Origin of the sequence: Pseudarthrobacter sp. NPDC058196, from assembly GCF_042882685.1 — a bacterium.
In the GTDB taxonomy this organism is placed as follows: domain Bacteria; phylum Actinomycetota; class Actinomycetes; order Actinomycetales; family Micrococcaceae; genus Arthrobacter.
Genome location: NZ_JBHVVN010000001.1, coordinates 136,344 through 155,428 on the forward strand (window position 1 = coordinate 136,344; position 19,085 = coordinate 155,428).

The 19,085-nt window shown below is 67.6% G+C and carries 22 protein-coding genes and 1 riboswitch; of the genes, 12 read left to right on the forward strand and 10 right to left on the reverse strand.

The annotated features are described in order from the left end of the window. Window positions 1-196: 196 nt before the first annotated feature. Window positions 197-697: a universal stress protein gene (locus ACFVVC_RS00650; RefSeq protein ID WP_387447918.1), complete on the forward strand. Its 501-nt coding sequence runs from the start codon at window positions 197-199 to the stop codon at window positions 695-697. Window positions 698-763: 66 nt separating this feature from the next. Here the strand turns inward: ACFVVC_RS00650 and ACFVVC_RS00655 are convergent, their stop codons facing one another. The 6 genes from ACFVVC_RS00655 to ACFVVC_RS00680 form a co-directional block, all read right to left on the reverse strand. Then, a complete protein-coding gene (locus ACFVVC_RS00655; protein ID WP_387447919.1) occupies window positions 764-1,084 on the reverse strand; it encodes a DUF3040 domain-containing protein in 321 nt (106 codons plus the stop codon). Continuing rightward, window positions 1,084-2,475: a polysaccharide deacetylase family protein gene (locus tag ACFVVC_RS00660; RefSeq protein WP_387447921.1), complete on the reverse strand. Its 1,392-nt coding sequence runs from the start codon at window positions 2,473-2,475 to the stop codon at window positions 1,084-1,086. Before ACFVVC_RS00660 ends, ACFVVC_RS00655 begins: the two co-directional genes overlap by 1 nt. 47 nt (window positions 2,476-2,522) lie before the next feature. Then, entirely contained in the window at window positions 2,523-2,990 is a 468-nt protein-coding gene (locus tag ACFVVC_RS00665) for a universal stress protein (protein ID WP_387447923.1), read from the reverse strand. Between the two features lie 75 nt (window positions 2,991-3,065). Further along, window positions 3,066-4,580 carry a DUF4389 domain-containing protein gene (locus ACFVVC_RS00670; RefSeq protein WP_387447925.1) on the reverse strand — a complete coding sequence of 505 codons (1,515 nt, stop codon included), beginning with the start codon at window positions 4,578-4,580 and terminating at the stop codon, window positions 3,066-3,068. A 56-nt stretch (window positions 4,581-4,636) separates the two neighbouring features. After that, complete coding sequence (locus tag ACFVVC_RS00675; RefSeq protein ID WP_387447927.1) at window positions 4,637-5,503, reverse strand: universal stress protein; 867 nt, start codon at window positions 5,501-5,503, stop codon at window positions 4,637-4,639. A gap of 111 nt (window positions 5,504-5,614) precedes the next feature. Beyond that, complete coding sequence (locus tag ACFVVC_RS00680; protein WP_387447929.1) at window positions 5,615-6,763, reverse strand: AI-2E family transporter; 1,149 nt, start codon at window positions 6,761-6,763, stop codon at window positions 5,615-5,617. 185 nt (window positions 6,764-6,948) lie between these two features. Between ACFVVC_RS00680 and ACFVVC_RS00685 the strand changes: the two genes are divergently transcribed. Further along, window positions 6,949-7,473: a DUF664 domain-containing protein gene (locus tag ACFVVC_RS00685; protein ID WP_387447931.1), complete on the forward strand. Its 525-nt coding sequence runs from the start codon at window positions 6,949-6,951 to the stop codon at window positions 7,471-7,473. A gap of 48 nt (window positions 7,474-7,521) precedes the next feature. Then, window positions 7,522-8,988 carry a YdiU family protein gene (locus ACFVVC_RS00690; protein WP_387447932.1) on the forward strand — a complete coding sequence of 489 codons (1,467 nt, stop codon included), beginning with the start codon at window positions 7,522-7,524 and terminating at the stop codon, window positions 8,986-8,988. Window positions 8,989-9,087: 99 nt separating this feature from the next. Here the strand turns inward: ACFVVC_RS00690 and ACFVVC_RS00695 are convergent, their stop codons facing one another. Beyond that, window positions 9,088-9,924 (reverse strand): LysM peptidoglycan-binding domain-containing protein, encoded by an 837-nt coding sequence (locus tag ACFVVC_RS00695; protein ID WP_387447934.1) that lies wholly within the window; start codon window positions 9,922-9,924, stop codon window positions 9,088-9,090. Between the two features lie 3 nt (window positions 9,925-9,927). Next, window positions 9,928-10,117: riboswitch (cyclic di-AMP (ydaO/yuaA leader) on the reverse strand. 247 nt (window positions 10,118-10,364) lie between these two features. Between ACFVVC_RS00695 and ACFVVC_RS00700 the strand changes: the two genes are divergently transcribed. Genes ACFVVC_RS00700 through ACFVVC_RS00715 form a run of 4 tightly spaced genes read left to right on the forward strand, consistent with a single transcriptional unit; the run spans window position 10,365 to window position 13,042 of the window. Continuing rightward, window positions 10,365-11,666, forward strand: coding sequence for a coiled-coil domain-containing protein (locus ACFVVC_RS00700; protein ID WP_387447935.1), 1,302 nt, complete (start codon window positions 10,365-10,367; stop codon window positions 11,664-11,666). Between the two features lie 21 nt (window positions 11,667-11,687). Further along, complete coding sequence (locus ACFVVC_RS00705) at window positions 11,688-12,047, forward strand: TraR/DksA family transcriptional regulator (protein ID WP_387447937.1); 360 nt, start codon at window positions 11,688-11,690, stop codon at window positions 12,045-12,047. Then, on the forward strand, window positions 12,044-12,571 hold the full coding sequence (locus tag ACFVVC_RS00710; RefSeq protein WP_387447939.1) for a DNA alkylation repair protein: 528 nt from the start codon (window positions 12,044-12,046) through the stop codon (window positions 12,569-12,571). The genes ACFVVC_RS00705 and ACFVVC_RS00710 overlap by 4 nt, the downstream gene beginning before the upstream one ends. A gap of 24 nt (window positions 12,572-12,595) precedes the next feature. Next, window positions 12,596-13,042: a DUF1810 domain-containing protein gene (locus tag ACFVVC_RS00715; protein ID WP_387447941.1), complete on the forward strand. Its 447-nt coding sequence runs from the start codon at window positions 12,596-12,598 to the stop codon at window positions 13,040-13,042. Window positions 13,043-13,077: 35 nt separating this feature from the next. Here ACFVVC_RS00715 and ACFVVC_RS00720 read toward each other — a convergent pair whose 3' ends face one another. Then, complete coding sequence (locus tag ACFVVC_RS00720; protein ID WP_387447942.1) at window positions 13,078-13,971, reverse strand: glucose 1-dehydrogenase; 894 nt, start codon at window positions 13,969-13,971, stop codon at window positions 13,078-13,080. Window positions 13,972-14,059: 88 nt separating this feature from the next. Further along, window positions 14,060-14,218, reverse strand: coding sequence for a hypothetical protein (locus ACFVVC_RS00725; RefSeq protein ID WP_387447943.1), 159 nt, complete (start codon window positions 14,216-14,218; stop codon window positions 14,060-14,062). 74 nt (window positions 14,219-14,292) lie between these two features. Between ACFVVC_RS00725 and ACFVVC_RS00730 the strand changes: the two genes are divergently transcribed. Both ACFVVC_RS00730 and ACFVVC_RS00735 read left to right on the forward strand, forming a co-directional pair. Then, the gene (locus ACFVVC_RS00730; RefSeq protein ID WP_387448861.1) at window positions 14,293-14,484 is read left to right on the forward strand and encodes a DUF1918 domain-containing protein; all 192 of its coding nucleotides are present in this window, start codon (window positions 14,293-14,295) and stop codon (window positions 14,482-14,484) included. 32 nt (window positions 14,485-14,516) lie between these two features. Continuing rightward, window positions 14,517-15,032, forward strand: coding sequence for an NUDIX domain-containing protein (locus ACFVVC_RS00735; RefSeq protein ID WP_387447944.1), 516 nt, complete (start codon window positions 14,517-14,519; stop codon window positions 15,030-15,032). A 22-nt stretch (window positions 15,033-15,054) separates the two neighbouring features. Here the strand turns inward: ACFVVC_RS00735 and ACFVVC_RS00740 are convergent, their stop codons facing one another. After that, window positions 15,055-15,732 (reverse strand): endonuclease/exonuclease/phosphatase family protein, encoded by a 678-nt coding sequence (locus tag ACFVVC_RS00740; protein WP_387447946.1) that lies wholly within the window; start codon window positions 15,730-15,732, stop codon window positions 15,055-15,057. Window positions 15,733-15,889: 157 nt separating this feature from the next. Between ACFVVC_RS00740 and ACFVVC_RS00745 the strand changes: the two genes are divergently transcribed. From ACFVVC_RS00745 to ACFVVC_RS00755, 3 genes are all read left to right on the forward strand, one after another. Continuing rightward, window positions 15,890-16,693, forward strand: a complete 804-nt coding sequence (locus ACFVVC_RS00745; RefSeq protein WP_387447947.1) for a thioesterase family protein — start codon at window positions 15,890-15,892, stop codon at window positions 16,691-16,693. Window positions 16,694-16,801: 108 nt separating this feature from the next. Further along, a complete protein-coding gene (locus tag ACFVVC_RS00750; RefSeq protein WP_387447948.1) occupies window positions 16,802-17,344 on the forward strand; it encodes a PadR family transcriptional regulator in 543 nt (180 codons plus the stop codon). A 5-nt stretch (window positions 17,345-17,349) separates the two neighbouring features. Continuing rightward, the gene (locus tag ACFVVC_RS00755) at window positions 17,350-19,062 is read left to right on the forward strand and encodes an ABC1 kinase family protein (RefSeq protein ID WP_387447950.1); all 1,713 of its coding nucleotides are present in this window, start codon (window positions 17,350-17,352) and stop codon (window positions 19,060-19,062) included. The last annotated feature ends 23 nt before the right edge of the window (window positions 19,063-19,085 follow it).

Here is a 19,085-nt window from a genome sequence, read left to right on the forward strand (position 1 = left end):
GCTCCCCGGAGCGGCCACACCCCATTCTTACCTGCAACGGGCGTGGCCGGAAGGGACCAAAGTCCGCCGGGCCGGTCCGGCCGCCACCGGGTACGCCGTGCGGACCGTGGCGCTGCTCCAATCCGCCATGACTTTTGGCCCTAGTCCCGGCAGCCGGTTCCGGTCCACGCTTGGTCCGATGGCAACGGGAGGGAATGTGGCAACAGCAGGGAACCAGGAGCCGTCCGCGGCACCAGAACGGCGCCCCAGGATCATCGTGGCAGTTGATGGTTCCGACGCGTCCGTCGCGGCGTTGCGCGTGGCGCGGGCGGTGGCTGAACCCCTGGGCGCGCCGGTTGAGGCATGGGCGTGTTGGGATGTCCCTGCCGGCTACGGGGTTTACCTGGCCGTAGGCATCGAGGGTTTCAAGTATGCCGCCGAGCAGGTGCTTGGCCAGGCGATCCAGGACGCATTCGGAGAAGCGCCGCCCTTCGTGCACACCCGGATAGTCCGCGGGAAGCCCGGGCCCGTGCTCCTGGACGCGAGCCGCACCGCGTCCCTCCTGATCGTGGGACGGCGGGGCCACGGCAGCTTTGTCCTTGGCTCGGTCAGTTCAACCCTGGTCAGCCACGCCCACTGTCCGGTGCTGGTGGTCCACGCCGCGGAAAGCGGGCGCGCGGGGGAAGTTTCCCGGACCGACGCAACGGCACTGCCCTGAAACACTGACGCCTGAAACACTGGCGCGCCTGGCTCACGCCACCCGGGACACCGCCGTCGAGACCTGCTATTCGCTGGTGGTGCCTTCCACCCGGGTGACATGCGGGGTTGCCTTCCGCAGCGACCAGTGCAGATCCTTGATGGCCCAGTATCCGGCGCCGTTCATCACCGCGAAGCCGGCAATGCCAATGGCGGGGGCGTGGGCCACGAGACCTAGCAGGAGGATGCAGAGCCCGGCCGCAAAAAGCACCAAGGCGCGCCGGAAGCTGGTCCGGCGGGACAGGGCGAAGGCGTCGTGGTTGAGTTTGACGGCGAGCCTGGGGTCGTCCTGTTCCAGCCCGTGGCCGATCAGTTCGAGTTCCCTTTTTTCGAATTCAGAAAGAGGCATCATGGGCTCCCGGTGTCCGTTTCCTGCCGGAGACATTGGCTCAGGTGCCCGGGTGGCCGTGCAGGACGGCCAGCCTGTTCTGGTACTCCGCAACGTCGATCTCCCCGCGGGCGAAACGCTCCGCGAGCAGGTCCTCCGCCAGCCGCGGAGACGGAGGCTGCGGGTTGTGCGGGGAGGGGGCCCGCAGGGAGCGGGCCAGCAGGACAATGCCGGTGATGACCGCTCCCCAAACCACCACCATGCTGATGCTCATCAGTGCATAGCCCCACAGGCCCATGCCGTCGTTCCAGCCGCACACTTCCCCCGACCTCCGATTCACTGAAGGCCGCCGCCAACCGGCTGCCTTCCCTTCCAGTATTGGATTGCGCGGTGACCGCAGGCAGAGCCATTAGTCCCGTTCCGGCCGGAGGCCAGCGCCCCAGCAGGGCATCGAGGGTGACGAAACCGTACCCTGCCGCCCTGATGCGGTCGATGACCTGGGGGAGGGCGTCCGCGTCGAGCGTGGTGCCGTCGTCGGGGTTCGATCCGATGTGCATCAGGACGATCTCCCCGGGCTGCAGCCCGGCGTGGACGCGGTCGGCCACCGACTGGACGCTGGCGCCGCCACTGGTTCCCTTCCACCCCAGGGTGTCCACGGTCCATCGAACGGCAACGTATCCCAGGGCGTTGACGGCCGCGATGGTCCGCGCGTCGCGTTCGCCGTAGGGGAACCGGAACAGCGGCCTGGGATCGGCTCCTGCTGCCAGGATGGCCTGTTCAGCGCTTCGCACTTCGTTGATGATGGCGTCGTCGGCCAGTCCGGTGAACCCGGGATGCGTCATGGAATGGTTTGCCACCCGGTGCCCGGCGGCGGCAATCTGTGCCACCCCCTGCGGGTTGTTGGCGGCCCAGCTGCCGGTCAGGAAGAAGGTGCCGGCAACGCCCTTGGCGGCGAGGGTGGACAGGATCTTTGGCAGTCCTGCCGCGTTTGCTCCGGCATCGAAGGTCAGTGCGACGGTGCGGCCTGCCCCGGGAACGACTGTGAGGTCCTGGCCGAGGAGGGGTTCGGGAAATGCCGGCGGCTGGGGAGTGGGCGGTACCGCCGGTTCTTCCGGTGCATCGGAGGGCCCCGGCTCGGCCGGCGCGACTGTGGCCGGAGGTTCCACCGGGGTTTCGCCCGCTTCGGGCGTGTCCGTTTCAGCCGGCGTCGTGGCGGGCGCAGCATCCGTGCTGGCGGACGGGGACCGGGTGGGCTGGGGGGAGGGCGGTGCGGCTGAGGACCCCGAAGGGGCCGGCACCGGCGGGCCGCCCGCCGGTGCCGGGCCAAACATGACCAAGGCTACGGCGAGGACCACCAAGGCGCCGGCGATCGCCAGGGCGAGCGTCCGTCGTCGTACGCCATTTGCCGGCACTTGCCGTCACCCGCCCCGGACGCTGATCGACTTTGGCGCCGCCCCTGTCAGGAGGCCTTGGAATCGGCGCCGCCGGTCTCCGGGGTGTGCACCACCAAAACCGGGCAGTGGGCATGGGCGACGACGGCGGAGCTCACCGAGCCCAGCAGCAGGCCGCCGAACCCGCCGTGCCCGCGGCGCCCCACCACGATCATGTCGGCCTCGCGGGTGGCGTCGATCAGGGCCTCCCGCGGATGGCTCCGGACCAGGGTCGCGGTGACGTTCGACGGCGTGTCGGCGCCGAACGCCTGCGTCACGGCGTCGTCCAGGACTGCTTTGGCGCCTTCCTCGAAGCCCTCCACCCCCATCATCACGTAGCCGGTATACACCTGGGGGTAGTCCCAGCAGGCTACTGCCTGGACCTTGGCACCCAACGGCACTGCCATCCGCTGTGCCTGGCGGAGGGCCTCAACGGATGCCTCCGATCCATCGACGCCCACCACAATGCTGGTTATTGGTGCCCCGGCAACGCTCATGTCTGCTCCCTCATCGGACTTGGCTGGTCACGCCCATCATCGTCTTTCCCGGCCGCCGCGAGGTAGGGGCGAAGGTCACTGCGCCGGCCCTGCAGCTTGGGGCCCAACCGCCGGCGGCGGGCCGGCCCCGGCGGGTGGAAGGCCTGCGGCGGGAGCGGCCGGGGCCAACCCGGGCTCGCCTGCGCCTTGGTCCAGCCGGAAGGGTGGGTACTCGTCACGCATCAGTGCGGTGTACACCAGGACCCGGTAGATCCAGCGGTCCACGCCGAGGATGAGGTCGAACAAGGGGCGCTGGTAGCGGCCGGTGAACAACAGGATGACCGCCGCAACCAGCACCAGCAGGCCCAGGAGGGACAGGCCCGACCCGCGTTCGTAGGTGCTGCCGAAGACGTTGTCCCCCGTCTCCCACCTCCACACGGTGCCCGTGGTTCCCTCGAATGCGGCCACGATGAGGAGATGGGGGATGGCCAGGAGCCACCATTTCACCAGGACCAGGCCGCGGGACAGCCGCTCCGGGTAGTCGACGTCGAAGTCGGCAGGATAGTTGGTGCGCCTCAGCGTGAAAGGCGGGTAGAGGTCGGTGCCGACGGCGGCGTAGGCGTAGAAGGCCACCCGCCAGTTCCAGCGCATCACGCCGACGTTGAAATCGAACAGTGCCCGCGGGTAGCGGCCGGTGAACAGGATGGCGAATCCTGCCACGATCGTGGTGATCACAAGCGCGAACCAGAGGAAGAACAGCAGGACGAGGTGTGGAATGGCCAGGAACCACTTGACCAGCCACAACCAGCGGGAGAGGCCCGGATCCAGTTCGCCGACCAGCCTGGCCGGGTAGCCCGCGGGAGGAACCGGGACCGGAGCGAAGGGCTGTGGTGCAGGGGATGCCCCGGATGGTCCCGGGACTCCAGGCTGGGCTGGTCCTGCATGCCGCCCTAGCGCTGCCGCCCCGAAAACAATTAGCGGTATCCCGATCAGCAAGGCGACAATCCCGGCCACCAGCAGGGCTGTGGCTGCCGGACGGAAGAGGTCTGAGTGGAACCCCGCCTGCAGCTGGACGTCCACGCCGGGCGCGGCGTCAGCGTTCATCACCACGATCTCCCAGGCCCCCGGGGCCAGGTTCCAGGTGAGCTCCTGCTGGCCGGAGCCCGACACCGAGGCGCTCCAGATGCCTTGGTCCGCCGGCGGGGCGGCAGGACTGTTCCCGGGAACGTCACGGTAATCGGCCCGGAACGGCCGCTGGTAGACGTTGAGGAGTTCGGAATGGTGCACGCCGGCAAGGTATTTTTCGACGTCGGCCTGCGGTGCGATGCCGATGAAGACCGCCTTGCCAGGCGTCACCGATTCTGCCCGCAGCCGGAGGGTACCAATGTCAAAGGGAAGCCGGCCGGGCACTTCCTGGCCCATGGTGTCGGCGCGGGGGGAGGTCAAGGCGAATGAGTTCACGGAAAACCGTGACGTTCCGGAGGTGAGGTAACCGTCGCCCTGGATCGAGCCCACCGCGGAAGCCACGGCGCCGCCCGCCAGTGCCGCAAGGCCCGGGAGTGCCAGCAGGATCCCGAGGATCAGCATGATGATTGCGGCGGGTTTTTTCATGGCGCCGGACCTTCCGGGTGGTCATGGACAGGTGGGAAGACCTGCGGGCTCTGCGGCTAGATGGTGTCCTTTATGGCCTTGGTCCGGGTAATGATGGTGGGGCATGGAAGGTGTTTCAGCACGCCGTGGGCGGTGGAACCAAGGAGCAGGCGCTTGAAGGCGCCCCGTCCCCGGCTCCCCACCACCAGGAGGCGGGCCCCTGCGGCGGCGTCGACCAGGGCGTCCACCGGGCCCCTGTCAGATACGAGGCGCTGGTGCACCGTCAGGTCCGGGTAGTCTTCCTTGAGCCCGGCGACCGTTTCGGAGAGGACAATGCGTTCCTCATCGACGATCAGGTCGGCGAGGGCGCCGGGTGTCAGTCCTGTATCGACGACCGGGTCCGGGACATTGACGGCGTAGACGACCGTGAGTTCGTCACCGTTGCGGTCTGCTTCGGCCGCGGCGAATGCGACGGCCTGGGTCGATTCCGCGGATCCATCCACGCCCACCACGACGCCGGTCCTGCCTTCGAGGTCCTGGGTTCCGATGACGGCGACCGGGACTTTGGCGGCGGTGGCAACCTGGAGTGCCCGGTCGGCCAGGGTACCTCCGAGGTGCCCGCTGCCGGAGCCGATGACCATCATGGAGGTCTTCTTGGAATATTTGGCCAAGGACCCGCCCACGCTTCCGGTGAGCATTTCCGTGGCGGGGGTGACCGGCACGGACCCTTCGAGACGTCCGGCGGCGGTCTTGAGGAGTTCCTCGCCGGCCTGCTGGAGCGTCCCGAACCAGGGGTACGGTTCGGCGATCCACCGGTCATCGACCACGTGGAGGATCACCAGGGGCAGGTTGGCGCGCTGGGCGCGGCGGGCTGCCCACAAGACAGCGGCCTGGCTTTGTGCTGAATCGTTGGTGCCCACGGCGATGGGTTTCTGGGATGGCATGGCCGTACTTCCTGCTTGTCGTGAAAGGGTCTTCCTGCCCTTCAAGACTGGCCCCCGCCCCACCGACACTCTAGGGCCGAAAGTCACCGAAGCGGGGGAGCCGGAGGGCCGTCAGGCCGCGGGCCCGGATGGTGCTGGAGGTTCCCCGGCCGTTGTTTCGCGTCCGGCCAGCGTCCTGTAGACGGTCCATCCGACGGCGGCCAGCGGGACAGCCAGCAGGGCCCCGACCACTCCGGCCAAGGTGGCCCCGGCCGTCAGTGCCAGGATGATCACCAGCCCGTGGATCCGCAGTACCCGGCCCATGAAGACAGGTTGGAGGATGTGGTGTTCGAACTGGTTGGCGGCCACCAGGATGATCAGCACAATGAGCGCGGGAACCGGCCCGTTTTCCACCAGGGCAACCAGCACGGCGAGGCTGCCGGCGGTGGTTGCCCCGATGATCGGAATGAATCCGCCCAGGAAGACCACGGCGGCCAGCGGGACGGCCAGCGGGACTCGAAGGATCAGCAGTCCCACCAGGACCAGGATCGCGTCGATCGCGGCGATGATGAGGGTGCCCCGGACGTAGCCGCCGAGCACCAGGAGGCTGCGTTCGGCCGCCAGCTGCGCCTTTCCTTGATGGTTGCCGGGGAGGAACCCGATCATGAACGTCCTGATCTTCTCGCCGTCCTTGAGGAAGAAGAAGAGGATGACTGCCGTCAGGACCGTGCCGGCGGCAATCTCGCCGGCAGTCCTGAGCCCGGTCAGCGCATCTGCTCCCAGGGTCCCGCCGGCGAGGAACTTCTGGAATTCGCTGCGGGCCGCGTCGATCTGGGCGCCGGTCAGCGCGATGGGTCCGGTGGTGATGAATTGTTGCAGCTGGCCGATCCCTGCCTCGGCCCGGGCTGCCAGCACCGAGGCCTGCTGGCGGACCAGGGCAATGATGCCGCCCACCACTCCTGCCGCAACGGCGATGATCACCAGGAAGGACGACAGCACTGCGAGCGCCCGCGGGAGCCCGCGGGCGGCGAGCCACCGGACGGCAGGAGCCATTGCCGAGGCCAGGATCAAGGCCACCAGGACCGGGATGGTCACCAGCGGAACCCGGGTGGCGGCCACCACGGCGACCCAGGCGAGCGCCAGCAGTGAGAGCGTCTGGACCGCGCGGATGCTTGCCCGGCCCAGACCGTCTGCCCAGAGCGCTGACATCCTTGCAGCGAGGGACTGGGCCCGGGACGGTTCTGCCCCGTGTCCGTCCGCGGATAAATTGCTGCGTTCCATGCGGTTCTCCTTGCTTGCCGTCACCATCCGGACCACGAAATGGTGCACCTTAGTTACCTTGTACCCCACGCCCCCTTGAAAGCCGAAACAAGGGCCAGTGTTGACGGGGCGGCTGTTCACAGGCGATACGTTACTCAGTAAGCTTATTGTTTCCTGCAGCGGTCAACGAGAAAGGCATCAGGTCCATGCATTCCAGAGAACTGCTGATCGAGTCCTTTGGCCGCCTCCCGGGCCTGGTCCGGCGGGTGCTCGACGGGCTGGACGAGGAACGGCTCCAGCACCGCCCGTCCGGTCACGGCAACTCCATTGCCTGGCTGGTGTGGCACCTGGGCAGGGTGGAGGATGCGCAGGTCTCGTCCGCCTATGAGTTGGAACAGGTCTGGACGTCGGAAGGCTTCGTGTCGCGATTTGGCCTCCCGTTGGCGGACAGCGACACGGGCTACGGCCACTCCAGCCGCCAGGTGGATGCTGTCAGGGCATCCGCTGAACTCCTGCTGGAGTACTGCGAAGCAGTCCACCGACAGACCGCAAAGGTCCTCGAAGGCCTGGAAGACCCGGACCTGGACCGTGTGGTGGACAGGCGCTGGGATCCGCCGGTAACCCTTGGGGTGCGCTTGGTCAGTATCCTGGGGGACTGCCTACAGCACGCAGGCCAGGCCGCCTATGCCAAAGGGTTGCATGACGGGGCAGCAGACGCCGGCAGTGCGTGAACGCACAGTGCCGGGCACCAGGCGCCACCGCGGCGATAGGGTTAACCCATGAAGGCAGCAGCTGAATCCACGGTCATTTTCGACGGCCGTTTCGCCCGGGAACTGGCGGAACTCGCTGTTCCCTGGCAGGCCGAGGAAGTGCCAGGCCCCGAACTCCTGGTCCTGAATGAACAGCTCGCAGCAGACCTTGGCTTTGACCCGCAATACCTCCGCAGTCCCGAAGGGGTCCGCCTCCTTGTGGGCAACCACGTTCCCGCCGGCGCCACCCCGGTGGCGCAGGCCTACGCCGGTCACCAGTTCGGCGGATACTCGCCATTGCTCGGCGACGGACGCGCACTCCTGCTGGGGGAAATCAGGGACCGCAGCGGCCGCGTGCTGGACGTCCACCTCAAAGGCTCGGGACGCACCCCCTTCGCCCGCGCCGGGGACGGCCGGGCCGTCGTCGGGCCCATGCTGCGCGAGTACATTGTCAGTGAGGCCATGCACGCCCTGGGTATTCCCACCACCCGCTCCCTCGCCGTCGTGGCAACGGGGCGGCAGGTCCGGCGTGAGGGCATGCTGCCCGGTGCTGTCCTGGCACGGGTGGCCCACAGCCACCTGAGGGTTGGGAGTTTCCAGTACGCCCGGGCCACGGAAAACGTGGACCTCCTGAAGCGGCTGGCAGACCACGCCATCAGCAGGCACTATCCGCACGCTGCCGACGCCCCAAGCCCCTACCTGGGACTGTTCGCGTCCGTTGTTTCCGCCCAGGCCGGGCTGGTGGCCCGATGGATGCTGGCGGGATTCGTGCACGGGGTCATGAATACGGACAACATGACCATCTCAGGGGAAACCATCGACTACGGCCCGTGTGCATTCCTGGACGCCTTCAATCCCGCCGCCGTCTACAGTTCCATTGATGTCAGTGGCCGCTACGCCTACGCCAACCAGCCCGTCCTTGCGGAATGGAACCTCGCTCGCCTTGCCGAGGCAATGCTCCCGCTCATCGACGAAGACGAAGGTAAGGCTGTTGCTGCGGCGGTAGAGGTGCTCGGTGGATTCCGCGGACAGTACAGCAGTGCGTGGACCGGCGGCATGAAGACCAAACTGGGCCTTGCCGCTGAAAACGTCAGCGACGACGCCGCGTCCGGTGTTATTGACGATGTGGTGGCCATCCTCAAAGACGGCCCGGTGGACTACACCCTGTTCTTCCGGAACCTCGGCAGGGCGGCCCGCGGCGATCTGCGCCCCGTGCGCGGGATGGTGATGGATTTGTCCGGCTTCGACGCCTGGTCGGAGCGGTGGCTGGCACTGCAACCCGACGCAGGGCTGATGGAGAGCGTCAACCCGGCGTACATTCCCCGGAACCACCTGGTGGAGGAAGCCCTCGCCGCCGGCACGGAAGGGGACATGGCCCCATTGCACCGCCTGCTTCAAGCCGTCACCGATCCTTTCACCGAGCGGGCCGGACTGGAACGCTATATGGAAGGCGCCCCGGCGGACTTCGGCACCTACAGGACCTTCTGCGGGACCTGATCCGCCACGGAACGAGTGCCGCCGCAGAACGACAGGAGGGTGGCAACCGGAGACCCGGTTGCCACCCTCCTGTCGGAAGCAGGCTTTGCTGCGCGAAGGCTAGGCCACGCGGACCACGGAGTAGCCGCTGAGCCAGCTGATGGAGTGCACCTGCGTGGTGTAGCCGTTGACGCCGCCACTCACGACCTGGCCGTTGCCGGCGTAAACGCCTACGTGGCCCGAAGTGATGATCAGGTCGCCAGGTGCCGGGCTCCCGACCACGCTGCCGTACTGGAAGAACTGCGTCGGAGCCAGATCGCCGACGCTCTTGCCGACGGAGCGGAGGGCCTTTTCGACCATGGCGGTGCAGTCCTGGCTCACGCCGATCTGGCTGTAGGCCGAGGCCAGGATGGCAGCGCCGGTGCCGGTCCCGGTGGTGGAAGCCACCGGTGTGGCGGATGCGTAGGACATGTTCATGCCGGTGTTCGCCGGTGCGGTGGCGGCTGCCGCCTGGACGGGGGCCGCTGCCGGCGCCGGGGCAGGTGCTGCCACGTAGCCTGCGCCGGGGATCTGGATCTGGTCGCCGGGGTAGATGATGGACGACAATCCCAGGCCGTTTGCGGCCAGGACGTCATTGAGGCTGACTCCGTACGCGGCCGAAATCGCGCCGAGGGTGTCCCCGGAAACGACCGTGTGGACGGTTGCTGCCGCGGCTGCCGGAGCAGTTGCAGGAGCTGCGGCGGCCTGGACGCTGGCCTGCTCAGTGGTGTCCGCGCCAGTCACGCCCGCGTGGGCCGGGGCGCCAACGCCGAAGGCAATGCCGGACGCGGCGGCAACAGCGAGGGCCGGACGGCCAAACGAACGGGCCTGTGACTTGGCCGTCACGGCCAGCCCCTCGAGCGCAATGGAGCGGGCCGGGGTCGCGCGGTGGCGGGCAGTGGTGAGATTTTTTGACACGGTAGATCGCCTCTCCCATGCCTGCGGGGTGAGCTGTCGGGTTCGGGTTGGAGATACCCGGCCGGACACCTCTCCGCGGTGGGCGGAGGAGCTGTCCGACTTAACCCCAAGACCTCAGAGGCCGTGGAAACTTGGTTCCCCCGTCCCTGCCAGCATGAATGCGATTGAATCCCGGTATCAGCGGCAGGGCTCGGCAAACTGATGGGAATGTCCCGTTTGGGGAGGGACACCAGAAGACCATAACCCGCCGACACTCCAATTGTCACGTTTCGGTAACATACGAGCTTTCCCTCTCGTATTCAACCAACGATTGGATGTGTCCGTTCCGTCCGCGCCGGACTGCGGTCGGACCGGGGCAGCCCCATTCGGTCACAAAGCGGGCACGGCCGCCTTTCCGCACCGGTGTGTCGCAGGTATGCTTCGGGACTATGCCCCTGTTCGTGACTACGCCCAAGTCCCCGCTGTTGGCGGGATTGCTCGCCATCGCAGTGGCAGCGGCTACGGTTTTGCCTGCTTCTGCGGACGAGCCTCCACCGCCCGGCGGATATCCGTCCTGGGCTGATGTGCAGCAGGCGCAGTCTTCCGAGGCGGCGAAAGCGGCGGAGATCACCACCATCAACGGGCTGCTGAGCGGCCTCCAGACCCAATCGGAAGCCGCCGGTGATACTGCGGTCCGGGCAGCGGCTGACTACGCCGCAGCAGATGCCGAGCTGCAATCGGCATCGACGAGGCTGGACGCATTGTCCGCCCAGGCCGCCCGCGCCAACGACGAACTGGCCCGGCATCGCAAGGAAATCGGCGCCCTTGCCGTCCAGTCGTACAAGACGGGCGGGACCAATGCCGGGTTCTTCGTTGCCCTTGATGCCCTGGAGAAGAACAGCGTCCAGGGGCTCAACCTCGTCCAGCTGGTGGGCGACAAGACTGCGGCCTTGGTGGACAAAGCTGCTGCCGCCGGAAAAGTTGCCGCGTCACTGGCAGAACAGGAAAAAGCGGCCCGCGATGAGCGCGAACGCTTGTCCCGGGAAGCAAAAGCCAAACTGGATGCAGCCCGCTCCGCCCAGGACGCACTCGCCCGGCAGGTCAGTGACGAACAGCAGCACAGCACCGAGTTGACCGCCCAGCTGGCCTCGCTGAAGGGAACGACGGCGGCACTCGAGGGAGAGTACCGCCAGGGCCAGGCGGCGCTGGCCGCCTATGAAGCGGCCCAGGAGGCCAAGCGGGCCGCTGCGGCGGAGCAGGCCCGCCAGCAGGCCGAAGCCGCGGCGCAGGCCGCCGCAGCCGCAGCGCGGCAGCCCAAACCCGCGCCCGCCGCTCCGGCCGGCAACGCAGCGAACCCGGCCCCGCCGGCCGACCCGATCCCCGGAAATCCGCCGCAGCCTGCCGTGCCCAGCCCGCCGCCCGTCGTCGTTCCTTCCGTCCCCGGCGGTGCCGTCAACGATCCGGCCGGCGCCAAGGCCTATGCCTCCGGACGCCTGGGCGCCTTCGGCTGGGGCCCCGACCAGTTCCAATGCCTGTCCCAGCTGTGGACCAAGGAATCCGGCTGGCTGACCACCGCCACGAACGCCTCCTCCGGGGCCTATGGCATAGCCCAGGCCCTGCCGCCGGGCAAGTACGCCAGCGCCGGAAGCGACTGGCTGACCAGCTACCGGACGCAAATCGACTGGGGGCTTGGCTACATCCGCGACCGCTACGGGTCCCCCTGCGGCGCCTGGAGCCATTCTGTCGCCCTGAACTGGTACTGACTGACGCGCTAGGCTTTCGGCATGCCAGATTTCGAACGGTTCAGGGTGCTGCTCGAAGAGGAACGGGCCCGGCGGCTGGCACTGTTGCCGGCGCTGCGGGCCGATATCGACGCGGCCAACTCGGCCCGGCAGGACTCCAACGTCGATGACGAACACGATCCCGAGGGCGCCACGATCGCCTTCGAACTGTCGCAGGCGTCGGCATTGTTGAGGCAGAGTTCAGCCGGCTTGGACCAGGTGGAGGCAGCCCTGGCCCGGCTGGCCAACGGCACCTATGGAACCTGCGTGGTCTGCGGCGAGCCCATCGCGGACGGCAGGCTCGAGGCGCGGCCCTGGACCCCCTTCTGTATCCTTCATGCGTCTGCGGGACGGGGGCGGTGACCGAGGTGTCCGACGTCGCGGCTGCTGCTGAATTCATCGACCGGACCCTCCGGAACGAGGGAGCCTGGTACCGGGCCGACGAGGTGGGCTACCGGCTGGGCGGAGCCATGGCCTCCTACGGGTCTTCGATCGGCGCAGTCCGCGGCACCGTCCGGGACGCCCTCCGGAAGTTCAAGGACATGGGCCACGACACCACGGTCATGCTGGCCTCCGCCCTGTGGGGCCAGCCGAAACCCGGCTCCTGGCCGGTCTTCGAACGCCGCCTCGCCGCCGTCGTCCTCCTGCAAACAAAGGTGCAGCTGCTGCGGCATTCGGACCTGACCCGGTTGGAGGGCTTCCTGCGCTCGGCCCAGGCGGCCGACCTGGCCGCGCCGCTGGTCTCCGACGTCCTCGTGCCCCTGCTGGCCGGCCTGGGCGACCGCGACCGCCAGCGGGCCGCCGCCGTCCTGGCGCGGTGGCGCGAAGACCCGGAACCCCGGCTCCAAGCGGCAGCAGGCCTCCTGGAACAAGAGTTGACGCAGTGACCCGCAACCCACAGAGGAGACCCCATGAGTGAGCCGGTTGACCTGGAACGATTCGTCGCCGCCCAAGACAGTGGGGGCACCTACGGGCACGCGCTGGGCGAACTGCAACTCGGCAACAAGACCGGCCATTGGATGTGGTTCATTTTTCCCCAGGTTGCCGGGCTGGGGCAGAGCGCCACATCACGCACCTACGCCATCTCGTCCCTGGCGGAGGCCCGCGCCTACCTGGACCACCCCGTCCTGGGCCCGCGCCTTCTTGAGTGCGCCCTGGCTTTGACTACCCATGCCGGCCGTTCGGCGGCGGACATCCTTGGCGGAATCGATGCGCAAAAGCTCCGCTCGTCCATGACGCTGTTTCTCCGGGCCGCGCCCGGGGAAACAGTGTTCAAGACGGTCCTGGCCCAATATTTCGACGGCGAGCCCGACCCCGCCACCGATGAACTGCTGGCCGGCCAGGACGCCGCGGACTAGCACGGCACCCAAACCGGGCGGGTCCGGCCGGGATGCTAGGGCGTGGGGCTGCCGCCGTTGACGTTCAGCGTCTCGCCCACCACGTAACTGGACTCCGATGAGGCCAGGAAGACGTAGGCGGGGGCCAGTTCAGCGGGCTGGCCGGCGCGGCCCAGGGGAGTGGAGCGGCCGAACTCGGGCAACGCCTCCTTGGGCTGGCCGCTGCTGACCTGCAGCGGAGTCCAGATGGGCCCGGGCGCCACTGCGTTCACGCGGATACCCTTCGGCGCAAGCTGTTGCGCCAGGCCCTTGGTGAAGTTGTTGATGCTGGCCTTGGTGGTGGCGTAGTCCACCAGGGTTGGCGACGGGTTGTAGGCCTGGATGGACGTGGTGTTGATGATCGTGGAGCCTGCCGGCATGTGCGGCACGGCAGCCTTCGTGACCCAGAACATGGCGTACACGTTGGTCTTGAGCGTGTGGTCGAACTGCTCGTCCGAAATGTCCTGCAGATCTTCCTGGGCAACCTGCTTTCCGGCGTTGTTGACCAGGAGGTCCACCCCGCCCAGGACTGCCACGGCAGTATCCACCAGTTCGCGGCACGCAGCGGAGTCCTTGAGGTCGCCCGGCACCTTGACCGCCTTCCGGCCCGCGGCCTCAATAATCCCGGCGATGCGCGCGGCGTCTTCCTCTTCCTCCGGCAGGTAGGAAAGGACGACGTCGGCGCCCTCCCTGGCAAAGGCGATGGCCGTCGCGGCGCCAATCCCCGAGTCCGCGCCGGTAACGATGGCCCGGCGGCCTTCCAGCCGGCCGGTGCCGCGGTAGGTTTCCTCACCCAGGTCCGCTTTGGGCTCCAGGTCGGCGTCGAGGCCCGGTTCGGGCTGGTGCTGCTTGGGCGGGGAGATTTTTTCGTAGGCGGTCACGGGATTGCGGAAGGTGTACTGGTCAGTCATGGGGTCCTCCTGTTCGGGCGGGACGCGGGCTCTCGGCAGCCCGGGATATGAAGCAACCGGCAATTGCGGAATGGTCTGCCAACAAAAACTAAGCTTGCTTATTGTTCCAGCCTAGGCAATTCCGGCCCACGTGCCAAGCGGCTGAACGCAGGACGTCCACCAGCCTGGCCCCGGCAAGGCCGCCGGCGTCGAATATCGCTTCGTCCAGCAGGGCTGCCTCCACCCAGCCGCCGGGATTCAATGGCATATCGGAAATCCTGCCGTGCGGCCCTGTTCCGGCGCGGCCGCGAGTCGTACCCTTGGGCCGTGGAGGTGATTGCCATGGAGGCAGCCCAAGGCGACCGGATCGTGGTGCGCGGCAGGAATGTGGGGTCCACCGACCGGCACGGGGTGATCCTGGAGGTGCGCGGCCCGGGCGGCGGGCCGCCCTACTTGGTCCGGTTCGACGACGGCCACGAAACGGTCATGTATCCCGGCGGTGATTTCGCCGTCGACCATGGGCAGGGCACCTGACGTCCCGCCCCTTCACCTGACAAACTGGGCCAATGGATCATTTCCCGCCCTCCAGCCTGTCTTCCACTCCGCCGCCGCGGACCGGCCCCCGCGATCCGGGCGACGCCTGGGTGGAAGGCGACCGCGGCCGGTTCTGGGGCAGGTTCGGAGCGGCCGGGGTCCTGGCCTGGGATCCCGCCAGGGGAGTCCTCCTGCAGCACCGCGCGGTATGGAGCCACAACGGCGGAACCTGGGGCCTGCCCGGCGGAGCCCTGCACCAGGGCGAAGAGCCGGTTGACGGCGCCCTCCGGGAGGCCTACGAGGAAGCTTCCGTTCCGCCTGACAATGTCGAAGTCCTTTTTACCTCCGTGCTGGACCACGGTTACTGGTCCTACACCACTGTGGCGGTCCGTGTCCGGGAATCCTTTGAGCCGGTAATCAGCGATCCGGAGAGCATTGCCCTGCTGTGGGTTCCGGTGGCTGAAGTCCACGGCATGGAACTCCACCCCGGTTTCGCGGCCGCCTGGCCGGACCTGCTGGCACAACTGGAGGCCGGCGAATCCTGGTAATCGGCGGCCGTGCTGCCGGTTCCTAGTAGCCCTCGCCGTACTCGGCAGTGACCAGGATGGGCAGGTGGTCCGAATTGCCGCGCGGAAGGGTTTCCACGCTGGCGATATCCAGGCCCAGGGAGGTGGCGAAGTCGAAATGGCCCTTGAAAACCTTGTACCGGGTGTAGGTGCGCCGGTTGCTCAGGGAGAGGGCATATCCGGAGTTCTTCATGTGCATATCCAGGTTCTTGGTGAAGAACGGATAGTTGAAGTCGCCCACCATCAGCGTCATGAGGCCCTTGCCCATGCTCAGCAGCTCGGCGTGGGCCGCGTGGATCTGCTTTCGCCGCAATGAGTTCGACGCCGTCAGGGGCGCTGCGTGGAACGAGCCGATCACCAGTTCGTGTTCGGTCTCGTTGTCCATGACCCGGGTGCCGATCAGCCGCTCATGGGCCGGGGCAAGGACCCTGTCGTGCATGGATTTCTTCAATGCGAAGGACTGCGTATCCAGCGCCGTGAACCTGCTGGTCCGGTAGTAGATGGCCAGGCCCAGCCTGTTGCCCTTGGTGGCGTCCGCCAGATGGAGGGGGCCCAGGGTCTCCGGGAGGTCGCTGGCATCCACCTCCTGCAGGCACAGCGCATCGACGTCGTGATTCCGTGCCAGGGCGAGAAGTTCGCCGCTTGCGGCATGCTTGCGAAGGTTGTAGCTGATGACGCGCATGAAACACCTCTTTTGAGGGTTGCTGACAGGACCAGTTCCTGAGTGTAGTCCGCTTGGCTGTTGTACCCGCCAACATTTCGTTGCCTTCCGCGTCGCGGCGCACCGACTGGCGATAGGGTTAGTGGCAATTCACTGAATTTTGCGTAAGGGGCCAGCTTTGACTGCAGACCTGCCTGAACTCGCCGAGGGCAACTTCTATTACCAGGAACTGGGCGGTGGCCGGTTCCGTTCAACCATCCACGCCCAGGGCGCCTGGAACGCCCACGAGCAGCACATGGCCCCGGCCTCGGGCCTGATGGCAGACCTCCTGGAACGGCACCAGCCGCGCGACGACATGCGGATGGCCAGGATCAGTTACGAGATCCTGGGACTGATCCCCGGGGGCGGCTTCCGGATCGACACCACCACCCTGCGGCCAGGCAGGACCATTGAACTGGTGCAGGCCGAACTGGTGGCCGGCGGCCGTACCGCCATCCGTGCCACGGCGTGGCGCATGCTGACCAGCGATACCAGCCCGGTAGCAGAGGTCGAAGACACGGCCATACCCGGCCCGGACGAATGCAAGCCGTACGATGGTTCGGCGGTCTGGCCGGGAGGCTACATCCGTTCCCTAGAGATGCGGGTGGCTGAGGGGCACCGCCCCGGGGCCGGGAAGGTGTGGCTCCGCACCGAGCACCCGCTGACCGACCGGGCCGACAGCGGCGACCTGGCGCGGCTGATGGGCATGGTGGACACCGCCAACGGCATCGCCGCCAGGGTCCCGCCGGGCCAAGACAGCTATGCGTTCCCCAACCTGGACCTGCAGATCCACATGTACCGCCGGCCGGCAGGGGAGTGGCTGGGGCTGGACAACGCCGTTTCCTTCGGCTCTGACGGGATTGGCCTCACGTCCACGGTGCTGCACGACCGGCAGGGACCTTTTGGCCGGGCGGAGCAGATCCTCACCCTGCGCAGGACCTGACGTCGCCTCAGCCCTTCCTGTCCCGGAAAACCGGCCGGGCGGCTATGGTGCCTGAATGTATCGCTGAGTATCGTTGTGTATCGTTCGCGATTGACGAAGGAGTTCATCATGCGTGGTTCAAACCCTGCAGGCGGGTTCGGCGGGAACAACCTGGACGGAATGTGGCAGGCGGTCGAGGAGCTTCGCTCCCGATTCGAGAAACGGGCCGGAACCCGGGCCGGAAAGGGCGAGGTCCGGGCGGCGATTCTTGCTCTGCTCGCTGAGCGGCCAATGCACGGTTACCAGGTCATCCGCGAGATTGAGGAGCGCAGCGGCGGCAGCTGGAAGCCGAGCGCAGGGTCGGTCTACCCCACCTTGCAGCTGCTGGCGGACGAAGGGTCCATCAGGGCCGAGGAATCCAACGACCGGAAGATCTACTCACTGACCGATGCCGGCCGCGAAGAGGCGGCGGACCAGCACGGGTCCGCGCCATGGGATCCCGCTGCCCCCACCTACGGAACCGGCGGCGCCTCCCTTCCGAAGGCCGGGATCGAACTGGCCCAGGCCGCAGCGCAGGTGGGCCGGACAGGTTCACCAGACCAGGTACAGCAGGCGGTGGCGGTGCTCGACGAGGCCCGCCGGCGGCTGTACGCCATCCTCGCGCAGGACTGACCCGGGTGGCGCTGACCGTCCGGGACCGGGACGACCCGGCGTCGGCCGTACGGGAACACCGCGGCCGGTACCGGCGGATCCTCCGCTTCGCCGCCTGGCATCTTGCCACCACGTGGTGGTTCGAACTGCTCCTGCCCAGGGTGGGGCTGGGCCGGATCTCCGCGCGGACGCGGTCCCGCCGGATGCAGAACTTCGCACGCAGGTTCCACGACCTGGCCATCGACCTCGGCGGCCTGATGATCAAGGTGGGACAGTTCCTGTCCTCCCGGCTCGACGTCCTCCCGCCGGAAATCACCAAAGAACTCGAAGGGCTTCAGGACGAGGTGCCGCCGGTGGCCTTCCCGCGGATCGCCGCCCTGGCAGCACAGGAACTAGGTGCTCCCGTGGGCCGGGTCTTCGCCGCCGTGGACGAATCCGCGATTGCTGCCGCCTCCCTGGGCCAGGCCCACCGCGCCCGCCTGAATCCCCTGGACGCCGAAGATACGGGTCTGGAAGCCGTCGTCGTGAAAGTACAGCGTCCGGGCATCGGTGCGATCGTCGACGTCGACCTTGCCGCACTGCGGAAAGTGGCCGGCTGGCTCAGCCATGTGCGGCTCGTCTCCCGCCGCGCGGACATGCCGGCACTGGTGGAGGAATTCGCCCAGATCAGCCTGCAGGAGATCGACTACCTGCACGAGGCCGTCAACGCTGAACGCTTCGCCGCAGACTTTGCCGGCGACGCCAGGGTGGCAGTGCCGGATGTCGTCTGGGAACGGACCACCCGCCGCGTGCTCACCCTTGAGGACGTCACGGCCATCAAGATCACCGATGCGGGAGCGCTCCGGGCCGCCGGCATCGATCCGGCCTCGGTGGCCCCCGTCTTCGCGTCCATCATGTTCGACCAGCTCTTCACTAACGGGTTCTTCCACGCAGACCCGCATCCTGGCAACATCTTCGTCACGCCGGCCCCCGCGGGCGCGGGGGAACGCGGCTGGAAGCTGACATTTATCGACTTCGGCATGATGGGCGAGGTCACGGCCTCCACGCGCAGCGGCCTGCGGAAGCTGCTGATCGCCGCGGCCGCCCGCGATGGCAAGGGACTCGTGGCGGCGATCAACGACGTCGGCGTCCTGATGCCGTCGGCGGACGGCGCGGGACTGGAGCGGGCCATGAGCCAGCTTTTTGCCCGGTTCGGCGGCATGGGCTTTGCCGAACTCCGCGAGGTGGACCCCCGCGAGTTCCGCGACTTCGCGGTGGAGTTCGGAGACGTGGTCCGCTCGCTGCCGTTCCAGCTGCCGGAGAACTTCCTGTTGATCATCCGCGCCATGTCCCTGACCTCAGGGGTGTGCAGCGCCCTGGATGAGCGCTTCAACCTCTGGGACTCCGTGGAACCCTACGCGGCGCAGCTGCTGCGGACCGAACGCGGCAACGTGGTCCAGGACGTGGCCCGGCAGGCCCTCGATGCCGCCGCGACCGCGTTCCGCCTGCCGGGCAGGCTGGATGCCCTGGCCGGCAGGCTCGAGGCGGGATCGCTCGAGGTCGCAGTCCCGCGGCTGGAGCGGCAGGCTGCCCGGCTGGAGAGGGCGGCGCGGCGCTCCGGTTCGGCCTTGGTCTTCGGTGCACTGCTGGTGGCAGGCGCCATCGTCCGCGCTGACGACCTTGTCTTTGGCAACGTCCTGATGACCGTCTCTTCGTTTCCCCTGCTGCACGCCCTCTGGGCAGGGCGCCGGGGCCGTTAAGGCGTGTGCCGTCGTCGGGCGTA

Coding starts and splice junctions, on each gene's coding strand:
- ACFVVC_RS00655 (WP_387447919.1), bottom strand. CDS start 1,084: ATGCCTCTTTCTGAATTCGAAAAAAGGGAACTCGAACTGATCGGCCAC.
- ACFVVC_RS00665 (WP_387447923.1), bottom strand. CDS start 2,990: ATGAGCGTTGCCGGGGCACCAATAACCAGCATTGTGGTGGGCGTCGAT.
- ACFVVC_RS00670 (WP_387447925.1), bottom strand. CDS start 4,580: ATGAAAAAACCCGCCGCAATCATCATGCTGATCCTCGGGATCCTGCTG.
- ACFVVC_RS00675 (WP_387447927.1), bottom strand. CDS start 5,503: ATGCCATCCCAGAAACCCATCGCCGTGGGCACCAACGATTCAGCACAA.
- ACFVVC_RS00680 (WP_387447929.1), bottom strand. CDS start 6,763: ATGGAACGCAGCAATTTATCCGCGGACGGACACGGGGCAGAACCGTCC.
- ACFVVC_RS00685 (WP_387447931.1), top strand. CDS start 6,949: ATGCATTCCAGAGAACTGCTGATCGAGTCCTTTGGCCGCCTCCCGGGC.
- ACFVVC_RS00690 (WP_387447932.1), top strand. CDS start 7,522: ATGAAGGCAGCAGCTGAATCCACGGTCATTTTCGACGGCCGTTTCGCC.
- ACFVVC_RS00705 (WP_387447937.1), top strand. CDS start 11,688: ATGCCAGATTTCGAACGGTTCAGGGTGCTGCTCGAAGAGGAACGGGCC.
- ACFVVC_RS00715 (WP_387447941.1), top strand. CDS start 12,596: ATGAGTGAGCCGGTTGACCTGGAACGATTCGTCGCCGCCCAAGACAGT.
- ACFVVC_RS00720 (WP_387447942.1), bottom strand. CDS start 13,971: ATGACTGACCAGTACACCTTCCGCAATCCCGTGACCGCCTACGAAAAA.
- ACFVVC_RS00725 (WP_387447943.1), bottom strand. CDS start 14,218: ATGCCATTGAATCCCGGCGGCTGGGTGGAGGCAGCCCTGCTGGACGAA.
- ACFVVC_RS00730 (WP_387448861.1), top strand. CDS start 14,293: ATGGAGGCAGCCCAAGGCGACCGGATCGTGGTGCGCGGCAGGAATGTG.
- ACFVVC_RS00735 (WP_387447944.1), top strand. CDS start 14,517: ATGGATCATTTCCCGCCCTCCAGCCTGTCTTCCACTCCGCCGCCGCGG.
- ACFVVC_RS00740 (WP_387447946.1), bottom strand. CDS start 15,732: ATGCGCGTCATCAGCTACAACCTTCGCAAGCATGCCGCAAGCGGCGAA.
- ACFVVC_RS00750 (WP_387447948.1), top strand. CDS start 16,802: ATGCGTGGTTCAAACCCTGCAGGCGGGTTCGGCGGGAACAACCTGGAC.